At 68.3% G+C, this 17,207-nt stretch carries 16 protein-coding genes; 3 read left to right on the top strand and 13 right to left on the bottom strand.

Features of this window, described 5'->3' with window-relative positions:
• Nucleotides 1-191 precede the first annotated feature (191 nt).
• From ACTWQN_RS09220 to ACTWQN_RS09200, 5 genes are all read right to left on the bottom strand, one after another.
• Entirely contained in the window at nucleotides 192-1,082 is an 891-nt protein-coding gene (locus ACTWQN_RS09220) for an alpha/beta fold hydrolase (protein WP_443202946.1), read from the bottom strand.
• Nucleotides 1,083-2,108: 1,026 nt separating this feature from the next.
• A complete protein-coding gene (locus ACTWQN_RS09215) occupies nucleotides 2,109-3,227 on the bottom strand; it encodes a hypothetical protein (RefSeq protein ID WP_443202945.1) in 1,119 nt (372 codons plus the stop codon).
• On the bottom strand, nucleotides 3,217-5,427 hold the full coding sequence (locus ACTWQN_RS09210; RefSeq protein WP_443202944.1) for a xanthine dehydrogenase family protein molybdopterin-binding subunit: 2,211 nt from the start codon (nucleotides 5,425-5,427) through the stop codon (nucleotides 3,217-3,219). Before ACTWQN_RS09210 ends, ACTWQN_RS09215 begins: the two co-directional genes overlap by 11 nt.
• Nucleotides 5,424-6,425 carry an FAD binding domain-containing protein gene (locus ACTWQN_RS09205; protein ID WP_443202943.1) on the bottom strand — a complete coding sequence of 334 codons (1,002 nt, stop codon included), beginning with the start codon at nucleotides 6,423-6,425 and terminating at the stop codon, nucleotides 5,424-5,426. The genes ACTWQN_RS09210 and ACTWQN_RS09205 overlap by 4 nt, the downstream gene beginning before the upstream one ends.
• A gap of 4 nt (nucleotides 6,426-6,429) precedes the next feature.
• On the bottom strand, nucleotides 6,430-6,918 hold the full coding sequence (locus ACTWQN_RS09200) for a (2Fe-2S)-binding protein (protein ID WP_443202942.1): 489 nt from the start codon (nucleotides 6,916-6,918) through the stop codon (nucleotides 6,430-6,432).
• Nucleotides 6,919-7,166: 248 nt separating this feature from the next.
• Here ACTWQN_RS09200 and ACTWQN_RS09195 point away from each other — a divergent pair, with 248 nt between their 5' ends.
• On the top strand, nucleotides 7,167-8,102 hold the full coding sequence (locus ACTWQN_RS09195; protein WP_443202941.1) for an MmyB family transcriptional regulator: 936 nt from the start codon (nucleotides 7,167-7,169) through the stop codon (nucleotides 8,100-8,102).
• 117 nt (nucleotides 8,103-8,219) lie between these two features.
• Here the strand turns inward: ACTWQN_RS09195 and ACTWQN_RS09190 are convergent, their stop codons facing one another.
• The gene (locus ACTWQN_RS09190) at nucleotides 8,220-9,017 is read right to left on the bottom strand and encodes an alpha/beta hydrolase family protein (protein WP_443202940.1); all 798 of its coding nucleotides are present in this window, start codon (nucleotides 9,015-9,017) and stop codon (nucleotides 8,220-8,222) included.
• 275 nt (nucleotides 9,018-9,292) lie between these two features.
• Between ACTWQN_RS09190 and ACTWQN_RS09185 the strand changes: the two genes are divergently transcribed.
• Entirely contained in the window at nucleotides 9,293-10,474 is a 1,182-nt protein-coding gene (locus tag ACTWQN_RS09185; protein ID WP_443202939.1) for a M20 family metallopeptidase, read from the top strand.
• A 94-nt stretch (nucleotides 10,475-10,568) separates the two neighbouring features.
• Complete coding sequence (locus ACTWQN_RS09180; RefSeq protein WP_443202938.1) at nucleotides 10,569-11,189, top strand: LysE family translocator; 621 nt, start codon at nucleotides 10,569-10,571, stop codon at nucleotides 11,187-11,189.
• An 18-nt stretch (nucleotides 11,190-11,207) separates the two neighbouring features.
• Here the strand turns inward: ACTWQN_RS09180 and ACTWQN_RS09175 are convergent, their stop codons facing one another.
• From ACTWQN_RS09175 to amcC, 7 genes are read right to left on the bottom strand one after another with little or no spacing between them, the layout of a single operon-like run.
• Complete coding sequence (locus ACTWQN_RS09175) at nucleotides 11,208-11,906, bottom strand: thioesterase II family protein (protein WP_443202937.1); 699 nt, start codon at nucleotides 11,904-11,906, stop codon at nucleotides 11,208-11,210.
• A gap of 4 nt (nucleotides 11,907-11,910) precedes the next feature.
• Nucleotides 11,911-13,269, bottom strand: a complete 1,359-nt coding sequence (gene amcH / locus ACTWQN_RS09170) for an adenylate-forming 2-oxoglutaryl-ACP ligase AmcH (protein ID WP_443202936.1) — start codon at nucleotides 13,267-13,269, stop codon at nucleotides 11,911-11,913.
• The gene (gene amcG / locus ACTWQN_RS09165) at nucleotides 13,259-13,813 is read right to left on the bottom strand and encodes a cispentacin moiety biosynthesis protein AmcG (RefSeq protein ID WP_443202935.1); all 555 of its coding nucleotides are present in this window, start codon (nucleotides 13,811-13,813) and stop codon (nucleotides 13,259-13,261) included. Before amcG ends, amcH begins: the two co-directional genes overlap by 11 nt.
• The gene (gene amcF, locus ACTWQN_RS09160; RefSeq protein WP_443202934.1) at nucleotides 13,806-14,933 is read right to left on the bottom strand and encodes a cispentacin biosynthesis acyltransferase subunit AmcF; all 1,128 of its coding nucleotides are present in this window, start codon (nucleotides 14,931-14,933) and stop codon (nucleotides 13,806-13,808) included. Before amcF ends, amcG begins: the two co-directional genes overlap by 8 nt.
• On the bottom strand, nucleotides 14,930-15,406 hold the full coding sequence (gene amcE, locus ACTWQN_RS09155; RefSeq protein ID WP_443202933.1) for a cispentacin biosynthesis cyclizing decarboxylase AmcE: 477 nt from the start codon (nucleotides 15,404-15,406) through the stop codon (nucleotides 14,930-14,932). The genes amcF and amcE overlap by 4 nt, the downstream gene beginning before the upstream one ends.
• Nucleotides 15,403-15,810 carry an acyl-CoA thioesterase gene (locus ACTWQN_RS09150; protein ID WP_443202932.1) on the bottom strand — a complete coding sequence of 136 codons (408 nt, stop codon included), beginning with the start codon at nucleotides 15,808-15,810 and terminating at the stop codon, nucleotides 15,403-15,405. Before ACTWQN_RS09150 ends, amcE begins: the two co-directional genes overlap by 4 nt.
• Nucleotides 15,807-17,192 carry an amipurimycin biosynthesis protein AmcC gene (gene amcC / locus ACTWQN_RS09145; RefSeq protein ID WP_443202931.1) on the bottom strand — a complete coding sequence of 462 codons (1,386 nt, stop codon included), beginning with the start codon at nucleotides 17,190-17,192 and terminating at the stop codon, nucleotides 15,807-15,809. Before amcC ends, ACTWQN_RS09150 begins: the two co-directional genes overlap by 4 nt.
• Nucleotides 17,193-17,207 lie beyond the last annotated feature (15 nt).

The following is a 17,207-nucleotide window of genomic DNA, read 5'->3' as shown; positions in this document are numbered from 1 at the left end:
AATGTGACCCAATGAAATGTGACCCAATGACCCGTGACGCCATGACCAAATGTGCTCATCCGGTCATGAGTGCGGACATTACGCCCACGACCCGGCGGCAGCAACACCAGGACCGCAAGGTCCGCCCAGCGATCGTCAGCGAGCCAGCTCCCCGATGAAGCGCGGGGGAGCGCTACCGGCGAACCCGGTCGTCACACGCGGCCGCTGAAGAACTCGCGCAGCGCGGCCACGGTCAGATCGGGCTGCTCCTCGGGCACGTAGTGATCGCACGGCAGGGCGGACCCCCGCACCTCGGCGGCGTAGTCGCGCCAGACCGAGAGCACGTCGTAATTGCGCCCGACGAAGCTGTCCGCACCCCACAACGCCAGCAGAGGGGCGCCGAGCACCCGGCCCGCGTCCGCTTGGTCGTGTTCGAGGTCGATCGTCGCCGCCGCGCGGTAGTCCGCACACGACGCGGCGATCGCCTCCGCAGCGGAGAAGCAGCGGACGTACTCCGCCATCGCGGCAGCATCGAAGGGCACCCCACCACGATGCCGCGCGGTCATCCTCGCCCTGATCCAGAACTCCGGGTCAGCACCGATCAACCGCTCCGGAATCCCACCACCCGCAGCAAGGAAGAACCAGTGGTAGTAACCCAACCCGAACGCCTTGTCCGCATGGGCGAAGGCATAACGCGTCGGCACGATGTCCAACACGGCCACCGCGCTCACGGCCTCGGGTGCGTCCAACGCCAACCGATGCGCGACCCGGCCACCCCGGTCGTGCCCGGCCACCCCGAAACGCTCGAACCCGAGCGCACGCATGACCAGCAACTGATCCCGCGCCATCGCGCGCTTCGAGTACTCGACGTCACCCGGCCCCGCCGGAGGTTTGTCGCTGTCGCCATATCCGCGCAGATCAGCGAGCACAACGGTGTGATCGGCGGCCAGCTCCGGCGCGACGTGGTGCCAGATCAGATGGGTCTGCGGATATCCGTGCAACAGCAGCAGCGGCGGGCCATCACCACCCACCGCGCAGTTGATGCGCACACCACCAGCATCGACAGCCTGGTAGGCGAACCACTCCGGCAGCGGAACACTCATCGCGAAAACCTCCGAACCACACCGAACCGGTGAAGCACCTGACGCACTCCACCGATCCTCGCTCTCGCCGCCGGTCGCGGCCAGAGGGGAGTGGACGGGAACGCCATGAACGAGGGGAGTGGCCAACGAGATCGCCGACAGGGGGCAGCTGGCTGGGGGCGGGGGCAGACCAAGCTCGCCCGCACCGCGACGGTCGGGCGCGTCCGTTCTGCTACTCCGGTTTTTGATCTCCATTTGATGGATAACGTTAATTATCCATCAAATGGAGAAAGGGTTCGGCGTCCAGCGGGCTGACCGCCCTCGGGGGACCGACACGACAGCTCGCACCGGAACCGCGTCGCCTCCTTGACCAACAAGGCAACGAACAACCTTCGCGTCGTGATCCGACATCAGCGCAAGGAAATCGTCGGGCTCACGCCAAGTCAAGATCAACATCGCTCGTCGAACCCGAGGACGTCCAATGCCTTCATGCTGTGGCCGATCCGCAGAGTCCCGGGAATCCCACCGATATTCGTCACTGTGACGTTAATGGGTCGCGGAACGAGGTTGGCGGAGACCGGGCAAGTCGTGGCTGCCTACGCGAAATCCGCCGACTCGACGGTCTCGGCGCCGCATCGAAACCCATTCGGCGCCAACCACGTGTGAACCGCCAGCGCCAACCAAACCGCCACGCACGGCGCCGCAACGAACGGATGCGCGCTCAGCGCAACATGCAAATCCGGCCCGAACGGCACTTCCCACGACCATCACCGCAGATCAACAGAGTGCCGATAATGTACATTATGTTAAGTGAATCGTACGGGAGGCACGATCGCACTCCTCCGCTGGTGTCCTGTCTCGGCCGAGTTGGCCGATCTCGGCGTAGCTGGCAAGAAATGTGGCCGTGGCCAAGCACGTCGAGACGACTGGACGTTCGCCATCTGGTCGACGAGGCACTGCCGGTTAACACGGTGCGCGTACCGTGCCGACTGACCACGATCACCCGGGTCCACGAGGCGCATGGCCACCTCTCCCCCGCACCCGCGTTCATTCGGATGGTTGGGTACGCACCGGCCACCGTCGCCAGACCGCGACGTGCAGGATCACCGCGGTGCTCAGCGCGTTCAGCATGACCTGCGTGGTCCAGCTCCATTCGCGCGCCTGCGGCACGCCGAGGGTGCTGGCGAGCATCGGCAAGAGCCGGACCAGCAACGCGGTGAGGATCACCGCGACCAGCACGGCCATGGTGCGGCCCAGCGCGATCCTGTCGACCCGGATCGCAGGCCACGCCTCGAACAACATGGTCACCAGCAGGATGCAGCCGACAGCGGTGCCGGCAGTCGCGGTGATCCGGGTTCCTGGCCAGTTGAGGACAACGTCGACGAGCAGGTAACTGCCCCACCCGCAGGCGATCACGACAACATTGCCGAGCGGCAGCCGCAACCACTTCCGGTCGATCCGCGCGAACGGCCAACCGCGCAACGCGACGTAGAAGAGCATCTGCCATGCGCCGATCGACGTGAACCAGGCACCGTGGTTCTCCGACTCGACCAGGTGCGAGCGCACCGCGACAAACCAGGCGATCAGGCCGAGCGCCCAGCACAGCACGACGGCGGCGAGGCCGGACGGAATGCGGCCGAGGCCGCCCAGCGGCCAGCGTTCGCAAACCAGGGTCAGTTGCAGGAAGATCGTGAAAATGCTGCCGGCCAGCGAGTTCGCGGCCGGGTAGAGGCCGGGGTGGGCGGGGCCCGGCGCGAACACGCCGGTCAGGTCGGTCCCGTTGATGACGAGTTGGCCGAGCACGGTCAGCAGTACGCCGCCGACTACGACGATCGCGGTGTTGTACAGGCCGGACCAGGGGCGTGGGAGCAGCGTGCCGGGCCAGTCCTCCCACCAGAACGCGATCATCGCCATGATCGGTAGCGCGAACGTGATGATCGGTCCGATCAGGGTCAACGAGTGGAGGGCCCCGCCCGCGCCGATGGACAGCAGCACGGTGACGGGGACGACGAAGGCCAGGCCGATCAGGCCGCGCAGCGGCTGGTGTTGCCTGGCGTCGGCCAGCGCGGCCGGGCTGAGTGCGTCCGGTCGGCTGACCGACGGGCGGGTGCTGAGGGCGTTGTCCGGTGTGGTGGCCATTGCGGTCGCCGATTGCTCAGAGGACATGTTCCAACCGGATGGGCAGTCGGTGCATGCGTCGACCGGTTGCGTGGTGCACGGCGTTGGCGACGGCCGCGGCGACGCCGACCATGCCGACTTCGCCCACGCCCTTCACGCCGACTGGGTTGAACAGCAGGTCCGGTTCGTCGATGAAGTCGACGTCGATTTGGTGGATGTCCGCGTTGACCGGGACCGGGTACTCCTCCAGCGTGGTGTTGAGGAAGCCGCCGAAGCGGTCGTCGACGTCGCTTTCCTCGCGCAACGCCGCGCCGATCCCCCACACCACGCCGCCGCGGACCTGGCTGGCCGCGGTGATCGGACTGGCCACCCGGCCGCAGTCCACGACGCTGACCGCTCGCGGCACCCTGATGCGCCGGGTGGTCGGTTCGACGCGGACCTCGACGAAGTGCGCGACCCAGCTGAATGTGACGAACTCGGGGTAGACCGGTCCGGCGATGGCGAGGCCGCCGCCCTTGAGCTGGTCGAGGATCTGCGGGGGTTGGCCGGGCGCGAGCGTGCTGGCCTCGACCGTCATCACCGACTTGCCCTTGGCGCGCAGCGCGGCTGGGATGTCCACGTCGTCGGGTTCGGTGACGTCCAGGGCTTTGCGCAGTTCGTCGATGGCGGACTGCACGGCGGGCAGCGCGCTTGAGGTGCCCCAGGAACCGGCGGTGAGGTGCTGCGGCGCCACTCGGGTGTCGCCGACCTGCACGATCACCTTGTTCACCGGCACGCCGAGGTCCTGTGCGACGAGCAGCGCGATGGCTGAGCGAATGCCCTGGCCCATCTCGTGCCCGCCGACGGCTACGGTGATGGTGCCGTCTTCCGTCGCGGAGACGTGTGCGATGGCTGGCACGATGCTGCCTGGATAGCAGCCGGCGGCCACGCCCCAGCCGAGGATCGAACCGTCCTCGGCGATCATCGAGCCTGGCTCCGGATTGCGTTTGTCCCAACCGAATCGGGCTGCGCCGCGGCGCAGGCACTCGGCCAGGTGGCGGCTGGAGAACGGTAGGCCGGTGACCGGGTCGACCGCGGTGTCGTTGGCCAGTCGCAGTTCCACCGGGTCGCGGCCGGTCGCGTAGGCGAGTTCGTCCATTGCGGACTCCAGCGCGAACATGGCTGGGCTTTCGAATGGTGCCCGCATGAAACCGGGGGTTTGCACGTCGGTTTGCACCAGGCGCTGCTGGCCGCGGAAGGTGGGCACCGCGTAGAGCCGGGACGAGACCGTGGTGGCCTCGGACGGGAACAGGTCGTGCCGGGAGGTCTGCTGGTCGACTTCGTGGATCGCGGCGAGCAGTTTGCCGTTGTCGTCGGCGCCGAGTCGCACGGTGTGCACCGAGTTTGGCCGGAAACTGCCGGTGTGGAATGTTTGTGGTCTGGGCAGCATCATTTTGACCGGTCTGCCGAGTCGGTGGGAGGCGATGGCGATCGGTCCGAGGTGCCCGTACATGGAGTTCTTGTTGCCGAAGCCGCCGCCGAGGTAGGGCGAGGTGACCTCGACGTTGGTCGGGTTCAGGCCGAGTTGGGTGGCCAGGCCGAACCGCACTGCGTTCACGTTCTGGGTGCTGTCGTTGACGATGAGTTTGTCGCCGTCCCAGTGCACGACGCTCGCGAAGGGTTCCATCGGTACTGCGTGCTGCGCGGGGTGCTCGTAGGTGCTGGCGATCTGCTTCGGGCTGGCCTCGAATGCCGCGTCCGCGTCGCCGACCTTGATGTCGGCTAGGAACGGCAGTGGGATCGCGTGTTCCTGCAGCAGGGTGTTGGCGCCCTCGGCGTTGATCTTCACCGCGAATGGTTCTGGCTGGTATTCGGCCGTGATCAGTTGGGCGGCCTCGGTCGCGGCGACCAGGTTGTCGGCGACGATGAGTGCGATCGGCTGGCCGCGGTAGGCGATGTGGTCGTCGCGCAGTGGTTGCAGGCTCTGCACCGCGTGCCCGCCGGTCATGAGGAAGCCGACGTCGTGCATTTCGTCCGGCCCGAACTTGGTGATCACCAACTGGACGCCGGGTATGGCTTGTGCGGCGGAGGTGTCGATGCGGACGATGTGTCCTTTGCCGATCGGCGCGGTGGCGAACGCCCCGTACGCGACGCCCTCCGGTACCCGGTCGGCGGCGTAGCGGGCGCGGCCGGTGACCTTCTCGTAGGCGTCGACGCGGCGGGTGTCCAGCGGTGGTGTACCTGTGGCGGGAGTGTCCGTGGCAGTCATCTGGTGGCTCGCTCTCCTGCCGTGCGCAGTGCGTCGGCGACCGTGCGAATGCCCAGTTCGACGCGGAATCCGTTGTGGGTGCCGGGGCGTGCCGCGGCGAAGGCGACCTCTCCGGCGTGTCGGGCGGTCTGTGGGGTCAGCCGCTGGCCGATCAGGGTTTGTTCGGCCTCGGTGGCCCGCCACGGTCGGGTGGCGACGCCGCCGAGCGCGATCCGGCATTCGTTGATCATGCCGTCCGCGTCGAAGGTCAGGCCGGCGGCGGCGGAGGCGAGGGCGAACGCGTAGGACTCGCGGTCGCGGATCTTGAGGTAGGTGGATCCGCGCCCGGCTGGGGTTGCGGGCACCCGGATGCGGATGATGAGTTCGTCGGGGGCGAGCACGTGTTCGCGGGTCGGGTCTTCGCCGGGTTCGACGTGCAGTTCGGCGAGCGGCACGCTGCGTTCCCCGTTCGGTCCGAGGGTGTCCACAGTGGCGTCGAAGGCGATGAGCGCGATGGCGAAGTCACCGGGATAGGTGGCGATGCACGAGTCGCTGCCGCCGAGCAGGGCGTGGCCGCGGTCTTGGCCGCCGATGGCGGCGCAGCCGCTGCCGGGGGTGCGTTTGTTGCACGGGAATTCCGGGCCGCCGCGGAAGTATGCGCAGCGGGTGCGCTGCAGCAGGTTCCCGCCGACGGTGGCCATGTTGCGCAGTTGCTGCGACGCGGCGCGCCACAGCGACTCGGACAGGGCCGGGTAGTCGGTGCGGATCGCTGGGTGGTCGGCTACGTCAGCCATGCGTGCACCGGCTCCGAAGACGAGTTCCCGTTCGCTGGGGTCGATGGTGTCGAGTTCAACGAGCCGGTGTACGTCGATGACCGCGGGCGGCGTCTCGATGTCCAGTTTCATCAGGTCGTACAGGGTGGTGCCACCGGCCAGGATTTTGGTGCCGGGTTGCGCGGTGCGCAGCGCGTCCAGGGTGGCGTCCAGGGTCTGCGGTGCGATGTAGGTGAAGGGGCGCATCGTGTCACGCCCCGTTCCGCGCCGCGTCCGCGGTCTGCCGTACTGCGGCCACGATGCCCGGGTAGGCGCCGCAGCGGCAGATGTTGCCGCTGAGGTATTCGCGGATCTCGTCGTCGGTGTCGGTGTGGCCCTCGGCGATGCAGGCGATGCCGGAGATGATCTGGCCGGGTGTGCAGTAGCCGCATTGCAGTGCGTCGTTGTCGATGAACGCCTGCTGCAGCGGGTGCAGGCTGCCGTCGGTGTCTGCGACGCCCTCGATGGTGGTCACCGCTTGGCGGTTGACCTGGACCGCGGGAGTCAGGCAGGACACCACCCGCCGACCGTCCACGAGCGCCGTGCACGCGCCGCAGTGGCCCTGGTCGCAGCCCTTCTTCGTGCCGGTCAGCGAGAGCCGTTCGCGCAGCACGTCCAGTAGCGATTCTCTCGGGTCCAACTTGAGTTGGACGTGCTGACCGTTGACCGTGCAGGTCAACTCCACTGTCGAGTCGGACAAAACAACCCCCATCGCGTCGGCGCTGAAAACACTTCACCTCGGCGAACGATGCTGGCGATTTGGTGGCCGGGCACGATCCGGGGAGGTGGTGCCGTCCCATCCGTCGTGCGCCTGGTGTGGAGTCAGTTTGCGCTGGTCGTGTGGCCGTTATCCAGACCCCGGCGTTGCCTACGTCTCGTGTGGCTACTACTGGCGGGGACAGGCTGGCTGGCCCCGAACCGGGACTGGGCGGCGCGATACTGGAGGGCATGGCTACCCACTCCGACTCCCGCACCGACCCGGCAGCCGTGTCGGGCCCGGGCCATGAGCGGCGCCTCGATCCGCGCACGGAGTTGAGCGAGTTCCTGCGCACCCGCCGGGCCCGGCTGAAGCCGGGCGATGTGGGGCTTGCGGGGTACGGTCGACGGCGTCGGGTGCCGGGTCTGCGGCGGGAGGAGCTGGCACAGCTCGCGGGGGTCTCGGTGGCGTATTACACGCGCTTGGAGCAGGGCAACGGCCGCAACGTTTCGGTCGAGGTGCTGGACGCGATCTCCGGTGCGCTCAAGCTCTCCGACGCGGAGCACACCCATCTGCTGCACCTGGCGAAGCCGACGCGGCAGAAGCGGCGGCCCGCGCCGCAGCGCCAGCAGGTGCGGCGCGCGCTATTGGAGCTGCTGACGGCGATGGAGGGCGTACCCGCGTACGTGTGGGGCCGTCGCACCGATGTGCTGGCGTGGAACCGCACGGCGTCCGCGCTCTTCGGTGACTGGGCGGCGCGTGCCCCGCAGGAGCGGAACTGGGCCAGGATCACTTTCCTCGACCCGGCGGCCCGGCGGCTGTTCGTCGATTGGGAATCCAAGGCTTCCGACGTGGTGGGGCACCTGAGGCTGGACGCGGGCTTGCATGCGGATGATCCGCTGCTCACGGCGCTGATCGGGGAGCTCTCCATGAAGAGCGAGGACTTTCGGACGCTGTGGGCGGCCCACGACGTCAAGAAGAAGTCGCACGGCAGCATGCGGATGCTGCACCCGCTGGCGGGTGAGCTGACGCTGCGTTACGAGACCTTCACGCTTCCTGGCGATCAGGAGCAGTCGCTGGCGATCTACCACGCCGAGCCCGGTTCGGCGTCGGAGGAGGCGCTGCGCCTGCTGGCGAGCTGGGGCGCGGACGCCTCCCGGGACTGGTCGGCTGCCGCGCGGGACTGAGCCCGGCGTCTGTCCTTTCACCGCGGCTGGTTTCATGTTTGGTCCTGATGGTTCGGCCCGACTTGATGGGCACAGTTCGCGGCTGAACGTCGTGACCGAGCAGGTCGTCGGCGTCGCCTAGCCCGCGTCCGCGAGGTGGCGTCGGAACCACGTGGTCAGGCCAGCGTCCACCTCGCGAGCCAGTGGCAGTTGTGGTGCGGGCTCGATGCCGGGCTCGTCGGCGAGTGGATGCGCCAGCCCGGGGATCGACAGCAGTTCGGAGCGGTCCCCCAACGCGTCGACGAGGTGGAACGCGTCGGCACGCAGCGCCGGGTGATCCAGCTCGCCGCTGACGACCAGCAGCGGCGCGCGACCGGCGATGACGCCCGCCTTGGGGATGAAGTCCAGGCTGTCGACGGCTTTCTCGGATTCGGCGTTGTACGGGTAGTCGCCGGGGAACAGGTCGACGACGGACCGCATCCGGATGGCGGCGTTCACGATGGCGCCAGCGGCCACCGGAATGTCGGTGTCGGCGAGGATCCGCAGGGCGACGGCCCCGCCCAGCGAGCCGCCGAGCACGCCGATCGGGCCGTCATCGACTGGCAGCTGCGCACGGATCGATGCCAGTGCGGCTGGGAATTCTTCGGTCGCCTGTTGGACGAAGGGGTGCAGGACGGACATCAGGACGTCTTTGCGCATCAACTCCACGCCAGCGTCCATGCTGCCGTCGACCATGCGCGCCCCGCACATCGGCATGCCGAGGTGCACCCGCCACGCGGGTAGGTCGTTCATCGGCAGTGCGGCGGCGAACGCGGCGTCCGACCTGGGCGCGTCCAGCATGTGCCAGGTGACGAGCAGTGGGGCGGGGCCGTCGTCGGCCGGTGCCAGGGCGGTGAACGGCACGCCCGCGGCCGTGCCCGTGATCGGTGAGTGCATGCGGCCACGGTAGATCTGCGGCCGCGTGCCGGGAATCGGTTACGCCACCGGCGGAATCAGCGCGGCGGCCGAGCGGGTTTGTCGCGCAGGTCGGAATGTGCGGCTGGACTCGCCGGTACCTCGGTCACATCGAAGCCTCCCCCGCCGCCTGACGTCGTCGGTGGCGGTGGGCTCGGCGTGTGGTCCAACGGTGGCGTCCGTTGGGTGAGCGAGAAGTGTGCGTGCGCCCGATATGCTCCCGTTGCCGGGGTTTCGCGGATTCTGTTGGGGGTTTCGTGGCATCGACTGGCGCCGGTGATGCGGTGGCGGAGCAGTGCGTCGCGCGGATCGACCGCGAGCGGCTCGCGGCGACGTTGGGTGAACTGATCGGTCTGCCCAGCGTCAACCCGTTCGGCGATGCGCCTCGCGATGGTCAGGGCGAACAGCGCGTCGCGCAATATCTCAACGACCGGCTGGAGCGGCTGGGTTGGGGTTGCGAGGTGGTGGAGTACGCGGCGGGGCGGTACAACGCGATCGGGCGGTTGGCCGGTGGTGGTGGCCGGTCGCTGATGTTCGCGGGACACCTGGACACCGTGGAGACCACCGACTACCCCGAGCCCTTCGCCGGGACCGTGCGTGATGGTCGGGTCTACGGGCGTGGTGCCTGCGATATGAAGGCCGCGCTGGCGTGCTACCTGGAAGTGGCGGAGGTGCTGGCGGAGCAGGCGGTCAGCCCGCCCGGTGAGGTGTTCGTGGCGGGTGTCGGTGACGAGGAATTCCGGCAGGAGGGGGCGAAGGCGCTGGGGGCGTCTGGTCCGCTCGTCGACGGTGTGATCATCGGCGAGCCGACGGAGTTGACGATCTGCCATGCGACCAAGGGGCTGGCTGCCTACGACCTGGTCGTCACCGGGGAGGCGACCCATGGCAGCGTGCCGCAGCACGGGTCGAACGCGATCCTCGGCGCGGCTGCGTTGCTCACCTCTTTCGGTGATTACCAGCGGTTGCTGGCGGAACGAAGTCATCCCCTGCTGGGGCCGCCCACGGCCAATGTCGGTGTCATCGAGGGCGGGGTGCGGCCGAACATCGTGCCCGCGCGGTGCGAGGTCCAGCTCAGCCGTCGGCTGCTGCCGGGGGAAACCGCGGCGGGGGCGCGGGAGGAGCTCGTGCGTTCGCTGGCGCGGGCCGGGGGCGGTGGGCAGTGGTCGGTTGGGGATGCGTGGTGGACCGTCGAGCCCTACGAGCTGCCTGCCGGGCATCCGCTGGCGGGTGCGATCGCCGGGGCCGCCGGGTGTTGCGGTGTTGACACCGAGCCGCGTGGTTTTCCGGCCAGTTCGGACGCCGCTTACTTCGGTTCGCCGGTTGTGTTGTTCGGTCCTGGTTCGTTGGCGCAGGCGCACAGTCTCGACGAGTGGGTGTCGGTCGCGGATCTGGTCACCGCGACCGAGGTGTACGTGCGGACCGTGCTCGCGTTCGGCTGAACGATGCCCGGGATGCGGTGCGCGGGTGCTGGTCGTGGTGTTAGTTTCCGGGCGGACTCCGTGCTGTGCAGAGGGGGCTGTTGCCGTGTGGGTCGTGGGTTTTCTCGCGGTTGCGTTGCTGGTCGCGTTGACTCCGGGGGCCAACAACCTGTTGGCGTTGCGCAACGGGATGGTGCACGGTTTCGCTGGTTCGATGGTCGGGGTCTGCGGACGGTTGGTGGCGTTCGCGGTTCTGGTGGTCGCGGTGGTGGCGGGGTTGGGGCCGCTGTTGTCGGCGTCGGAGTGGGCGTTGACGGTCATCAAGTGGGCGGGGGTCGCCTACCTGGCTTATTTGGGGATCACCACGTTGTGGGCGAGTTTCCGGCCGGTTGCCGGAGCTGGTGGTGCGGTCGCTGAGGTGTCGGCTGCGTCGTCGGTTTTCTCGTTGGCGCGCAAGGAGTTCCTCGTCGCGATCACCAATCCGAAGGCGGTGTTGGTCTTCACCGCTTTCGTTCCGCAGTTCGTCGTGGCCGAGCGGGGGGCGGTGACCGCGCAGTTGGCGGTGCTCGGTGCTTTCTACCTCGTTGCCGAGGCGGTGGCGGCTGGGGTGTTCGCCGCTGCCGGGAGTGTGATCAAGGCGGTTCGGTTGAGTCAGCGGGCGCATCGTCGGTTGGATCGGGCCACCGGCGGTGTGTTGTTGGGTATGGCGGGTCTGCTGGTGGTGGAGCCCACCTGAGGGTTCTCCCCCGCCGTCTCACGCGGCTTGCAGGTGTGCGTGCAGTGTTGCGGCGACGGCGGGTAGGGCGTGGGTGTGGAAGAAGTGGCCGCCGTCGAAGAGCACCGGCTGCACGGGGTGCTGGGCGTAGCGGGACCATTCGTGCAGGCGGGCGTGGTCGATCAGCGGGTCCGAGCGTCCCGCGAGCACCAGCATCGGGGCGGGGATCGGACGTGCCGGGCCGGGGTCGTAGTCCTCGATGAGGGCGAGGTCGTCGCGCAGCACCGGCAGGAAGTAGCGCTGGGCCATGGAGCGGCTCAATCCCGTTGGGACGGCGCCCATGGTGGCGAGTTCGGTGAGCAACCGGTCGTCGGAGAGCGCGGTGGCGCGCCTGCCCCACGGGCTGCGGCGGTGCGGTGGGTTGCGTCCGCTGAGCACGACCAGTCGTGGTGGCGGCGTGTCGGATGCCGCGAGCAGCCGGGCTGTTTCGTAGACGACGAGTGCGCCCATGCTGTGTCCGAACAGCGCGTAGTCCGCTTGGGCGTCGGCGAGGACCGTGGTGTGGATGTCGTGTGCGGCGCGGCGCAGGGTGGTGGCTGGGGGGATGTTGGCGCGTCGGCCGCGACCCGGTAGTTCCAGGGGTGATATCTGGATGTCGGGTGGGAAGGCCGGTGGCCAGTTGTGGAACCAGCGGGCGGTTCCACCGGCGTGCGGGACGCAGTAGAGGCGGGTGGACATCGCACTATTTCTGCAGTTCGGGCGTGGTGCCGGTGTTGATGTCGATGCGCCGTGGGCGTTCTTTCGGGAGGAGGAACCGGTTGAGGGTGCCGCGGATTTCCTCGGCTTGGGCTGGGTTGTCGATGTGCAGTTCCAGGTCGAGGTGGGTGGTGCCGTCGGGGGTTGTGGCGAGGTGTGGGGTGCAGCGCAGCACGCCGGGGATGCGGTGTGCTGCTTGGCGGATGGTGAACAGCGAGACTTTTTCGCCGCGCAGTACGACGAATTCCGATCGTCGGCCGTGGAAGTGGAGGTAGCCGTCGTCGTCGAGGGAGAAGAGGTCTCCGGTGGCGAGTTGGCCGGTTGGTAGCAGCGGTGGGTGGCCGTCGGTGCGGCGGGTGAGGGCGGTGTCGGTGGTGATGAGCAGTTCGCCGATGCCGGTTTCGGGTTGTACGTCGCGGAGTTCGACGTGCACGCCGGGCAGTGGCAGTCCGGCTGAGCCGTGGCGCTGCGCCGGTTCGGTGTGTGCGGCGAGGGTGGACACTCGTGGTCCTGCTTCGGTGAGCCCGTAGGTGAGGTACAGCTCGTGGGGGTGCAGTGCGAGCAGTTCGCGGGTGTCGGTTGGGGCGAGGTGGTCGCCGCCGACGGTGAGCATTCGCAGTTGGTCGGGCAGTTTGGTGCGGTGTTCGAGCAGGGTTCGGGCGATCGTGGGGGTGATCGATGAGGAGGTGATGTCGTGCCGGTTGAGCATCGCGTGGTAGGCGGGTGGGGAGAACGGGGGGCCGGAGATGACGAGGTGGGCGCCGGTGGTGAAGGCGGCGAGTACCTGGGCGACGATGGCGTAGGAGTAGTGCAGCGGCAGGTTGACGAGGACGGTGTCGTCGGGTCGCAGGCCGACGGCGTGGGCGTGTTTGGCGGCGTTGCGCAGCAGTGCGTCGAGGCGGTGCACGCAGGCGCTGAAGATGCCGGAGGTTCCTGAGGTGAGGATGACGAACTCGCCGGGTTCGTAGCGGACGCGGGGTGTGCCCAGCGGGGTCGCGGTGGCGGTTGCGACGGGTTGGGTGCGGTGGCGTGCCGGGCCGGGTTTGGTGGTGATGAGGGCGTCGGCGCCGAGTTGCCCGGTGAGCGCGGTGATTCTGCTCGATGGCGTGGCGGGCGATATCGCCATCGGGACGGTTTCCAGGTGCAGCAGGGCCAGCAGGATGTGGATGGTCGTCGCGGTGTTGGGCAGTGCGACGACGACCAGTGCGCCGGGGCGCAGGCCGAGGCGTTGCACGTCGTCGAGGACGTCGTCGAAGTTCGGTGGTGCTGTGGTGGGGGTTTCGTCGGTGATCCGGGCGGCGAAGTCGGTGAGGTGTGCCGCGGTGAGAGCTCGGTCAGCCGACATCTTCGGCTCCGTTCCCGACGATCAGGGGGTGGATGTCGCGGGTGTTGAGGGGGTGGGCTGCCACGACGCAGCGGATTTCGTGCACGCCCGCGTTGTCGATGCGGTGTCCTGCCAGCACGAGGTATCGGGCCAGGCCGCGGGTCAGCCACGAGTGCGCGACGGTCAGTGCAGCCGAGGTGGCGGTGGTGGGGTCGGTCGACAGCGCCAGCGATGGTCCGCGCAGGCCCCAGCGGATGCACGGCAGGCCGGTGATGGTCGCGGGATTGGCTCCGGCGAAGCGCAGTGGGGATATGCGTCCGCGTTGCGCGGCGGTGGCCACCGACCGCATGGTGTGCAGGGTGGCGTGCTCGGACATGGTGATGGTCGCGACGTGGTCGCGGTTGGCGAGCACGAGGTCCCGGTGTGGTTGCAGCGCCTGGCCGATGGCTGCGGTGAACTGCCAGGCGATCGGGTCGGCGAACAACGACGGGCGGTTGTGGGCGAATTCGGTGGGGTTGGTGCTGCGCAGTGTGCAGTGGCCGAGCACGGAGGTCGGGTCAGGCATCGCCGTCCTCGATCCGGGCGAACAGCAGGCAGGTGTTGAATCCGCCGAATCCGAGGGTGATGCTCGCTCCGGCGGTGCCGTGGAAGCTGCGGGCCTCGCCCAGTGCCAGTGGTAGTTCCGTGGTGGGGGTTTCGGTTCCGGCTATCGGTGGGGCGAGTTGGTCGCGCAGGGCCAGGACGAGTGACACCGCTTCGATGGCGCCGGTGGCTCCGAGGCTGTGTCCCAGTGCGCCTTTGGTGCCGAACACCACCGGCGGGTGCGTCTGGTCGGCGAACAGGGTGGCCAGGCTGGTTGCCTCGACCGCGTCGTTGAGCGGGGTCGCGGTGCCGTGGGCGCTGATCACGGCGATGTCGGCGGGTGTCAGGCCGCTGTCGGCGAGGCTGCGGCCGATGGCGAGCAGGATGCTGGTGCCTGATTCGTCGGGTGCGGTCAGTCCGGCGGCGTCGTTGGCGGATCCCGCACCGGCGAGTGCGGCGTGCGTTCGGGCGCGGCGCCGGTGTGCTGATCGGGGTGACTCCAGCACCAGGAATGCCGCGCCTTCGCCGAGGACCATGCCGTCGTGGCGGCGGTCGAAGGCCCGCGGTGTGGTGGGTGACATGGTGCCGAGTGCGGTGTGGCCGAGTCGTTTCGCGGTGCTGAGCACGTCCGTGCCGCCGCAGACGCAGATGTCGTGGGTGCCGGTGCGGATCAGTTCGGCGCCCACGAGGAGGCTGTCTGCGCCAGCGGAGCAGGCTGTGGTGATGGTGAGCGGTTCGCGGGGATGTCCTGCCCGGTGGGCGCTTTCGCGTGCCCAGTCGTGCAGCGAGGTGGTGTCGGGGTCATCGAGGTGGCCCGCGTAGCTGGTGCCGAGCACGAGTTGTACCGAGGGGTCGGCGGGGTTGATTCCGGCGTCGGTGCAGGCGGCCCGCAGTGTGCTGGCGGTGATGGCCACTTGGCGTTGTCCGGGGTCGGTGGTGGTTTCGGGGATGGCCGCGACGAGCTGGTTGCGGACTGGGAAGGGCGCGGGTTGTGGGCGCAGCGCGGTGTGGCCTGCGCAGAGGTGCCGCCAGGTTTGGTCGAGGTCCGAGCCCAGCGGGGTGCACCAGGCCATGCCGGTGACGAGGGGCGCCTGGTCGGTCACCACAGTTGTCGGCCCAGTCGTTGGATGGTTGTTCTGATCAGGTTGCCGGAGAACGCCGCCATCCGTCGGCCGTCCACGGTGGCGTTGGCGGAGAAGAAGAACACGTTGTCCTGCAAGCGGTCTTGGCGGAGGTCGAAAAGGACGCGGTCGCCGGGTACGACGATGCCGGTGAACCGGGATTTGACCGAGCCGATCAGGGTGATCTCGTCGTCGGTCAACGGTTGGGTGCTGAGTTGGTAGAAGACGATGCCGGATTGGGCGAAGGCTTGCATCAGGTGGCTGCCCGGGAAGATCGCGCGTTCGGGGAAGTGACCGGCGATGCTGTCGAGGTTCGCTGAGACCGACAGGACGCTCTGCAGGTGCGATCCCGGTTCGTAGTTGGTGACGCGGTCGATGTAGATCATGGGGTGGCGGTGGCGCAGGAGTTGCTTGAGTTCGGAGAAGCCCAACTGGCGGTTGGTGGTTTCGGTCATGTTCGGGTGAGTCCTTTCAGGCTTCGCGATGCCTGCGCGGGCAGTGGCACCGGGCGCCACGTGGCGGTGTCGACGGCGCACAGCACCAGTCGGGCGGCCGCCAGTGGGGTGTCGGTGTCCGTGGCGAAGTCGGCGCGGACCCGCAGCATCGCCGCGCCCGCGTGTTCCACCGCGGCGGTGATGAGCACGGTGTCGCGGAATGTCGCGGGTGCGAGGTAGCGGATCTGCAGGTTGGTGACGGCGAGTTCGGTGCCGTGGTGGTGGAAGAGGTCGAGGCCGGTGCCGTTGTCGTGCAGGTAGGACAGCACCGCGGTTTCCGCTAGTGAGGCGTAGCGGGAGAAGTGCATGACGCCGGCCGCGTCGGTGTCGACGTGTTCGACCTGGTGTCGCAGCGTGGCGGTCACCACGAGTCCCGGAAGGCGCGGGTGCCCTCGGCGATGCGTTCGACGATGGTGCTGGCCTGTTGGTGCGTGGTGACCGCTGGTGGTGCGATGCGCATGGTCGGGTGCACGTAGCGCAGTCCGCGGGAGCGTTTGCCCGCTCCGGCCATGAACTCGACGTAGACCCCGGCGCGCAGCAGCTGCTGCCGCAGTTGTGGCAGTTTCCGCGCGGCGCGTTCTTGCAGTTCGACACCGTGGATGACACCGAGGCCGCGGTTTTCCCGGTACACGTCGGGGAATTCGGTGACGAGCTGGTCGCGCAGCAGGGTGTCGAGGTGTGCGCCGAGGGCGGCGGTGTGTTCGAGGATGGCGGCGGAGCGCAGGTAGGCCAGTCCGTCGCGGAGTACCGCGCAGGTGATGGGGCGCAGGTCGGAGGTGGCGACCGCGCCGCTGCTGCGGACTCCGAGGTGGTGGCGGGCGATGACCATGGATGCGGGGACCACGCCCATGCCGAGGTTCTTGCCGATCACCGTGATGTCGGTGGGGATCGGGCCGGTGTCGTCGCTCATCGCGAAGAACTGGCCTGTTTTGGCGAAGGTCAGCACTTCGTCGGCGACGAGCAGCACGTCGGATTCGGTGCACAGCCTCGACACCGCGCGCAGGTAGCCCGCTGGTGCGACGAGCACTCCGGCGTCGCCCTGGACCGGTTCGATGACGACGGCGAGCAGTCGGTGGGCGTGGTCGGCGAAGTACTCGTGGATGGCGGCGTCGTCGCCGAAGGGGATGTGTTCGACGCGGATGTCGTAGTCGCCGCCGAATGCTCGGGTGGGTAGCCCCACTTGGTAGTGCCTGCGGTTGAGCAGTGGTACGAGGCCGTCGGTCCAGCCGTGCCAGGCGCCTTCGAAGGCGAGGATGGTGTCGCGTTGTGCGCGGCCGGGGCGTGGTTTGAGTCGGCGGGGGTCGAATCGGGATTCCAGTGCCAGCCGGATGGCCAGTTCCATGCCTTCCGATCCGGAATTGCGTCCGCTGACGCGGTATTGTCCGTTGGGAAAGCGGTCGCTCCAGAGGCCGTCGGGCCCGAACAGGGTGTGCAGTAGTCGGGCGCGTTCCAGGGACGCCATTTCGTCGGTCGCGTAGCCGACTTCTTGGACGGCGCGTTGCAGCGACCGCAGCATTTCCGGGTGGCCGGCCCCCAGGCATGCGGTTCCGTATCCGCCGCTGGCGTCGATGGCGGTGTGCGTGCGGCCGCGGTTGTCTTCGGCTGTTCCGATGAGGTCCATTTCGATTCCGCGGGCGGCGACGCAGGCGTACGGCAGCTTTGGGCCGCCGTAGTGGTCGAATTGGATGTCGCGGGCGTGTTGGAGGATTTCCAGGTCGGTGGGCGGCGGTGCGTGCGATTCGGTCAAGACCACCTTGGTGTC

Source organism: Saccharopolyspora antiqui, assembly GCF_052246905.1.
Lineage (GTDB): Bacteria > Actinomycetota > Actinomycetes > Mycobacteriales > Pseudonocardiaceae > Saccharopolyspora.
Note: the sequence above shows the minus strand (reverse complement) of the source record. Positions and strands in the feature narration are given on the sequence as shown.

Bases quoted from the DNA above. Each gene is read 5' to 3' on its own strand.
- ACTWQN_RS09220 (WP_443202946.1), bottom strand. From the start codon at position 1,082: ATGAGTGTTCCGCTGCCGGAGTGGTTCGCCTACCAGGCTGTCGATGCT.
- ACTWQN_RS09215 (WP_443202945.1), bottom strand. From the start codon at position 3,227: ATGTCCTCTGAGCAATCGGCGACCGCAATGGCCACCACACCGGACAAC.
- ACTWQN_RS09210 (WP_443202944.1), bottom strand. From the start codon at position 5,427: ATGACTGCCACGGACACTCCCGCCACAGGTACACCACCGCTGGACACC.
- ACTWQN_RS09205 (WP_443202943.1), bottom strand. From the start codon at position 6,425: ATGCGCCCCTTCACCTACATCGCACCGCAGACCCTGGACGCCACCCTG.
- ACTWQN_RS09195 (WP_443202941.1), top strand. From the start codon at position 7,167: ATGGCTACCCACTCCGACTCCCGCACCGACCCGGCAGCCGTGTCGGGC.
- ACTWQN_RS09190 (WP_443202940.1), bottom strand. From the start codon at position 9,017: ATGCACTCACCGATCACGGGCACGGCCGCGGGCGTGCCGTTCACCGCC.
- ACTWQN_RS09175 (WP_443202937.1), bottom strand. From the start codon at position 11,906: ATGTCCACCCGCCTCTACTGCGTCCCGCACGCCGGTGGAACCGCCCGC.
- amcH (WP_443202936.1), bottom strand. From the start codon at position 13,269: ATGTCGGCTGACCGAGCTCTCACCGCGGCACACCTCACCGACTTCGCC.
- amcG (WP_443202935.1), bottom strand. From the start codon at position 13,813: ATGCCTGACCCGACCTCCGTGCTCGGCCACTGCACACTGCGCAGCACC.
- amcE (WP_443202933.1), bottom strand. From the start codon at position 15,406: ATGACCGAAACCACCAACCGCCAGTTGGGCTTCTCCGAACTCAAGCAA.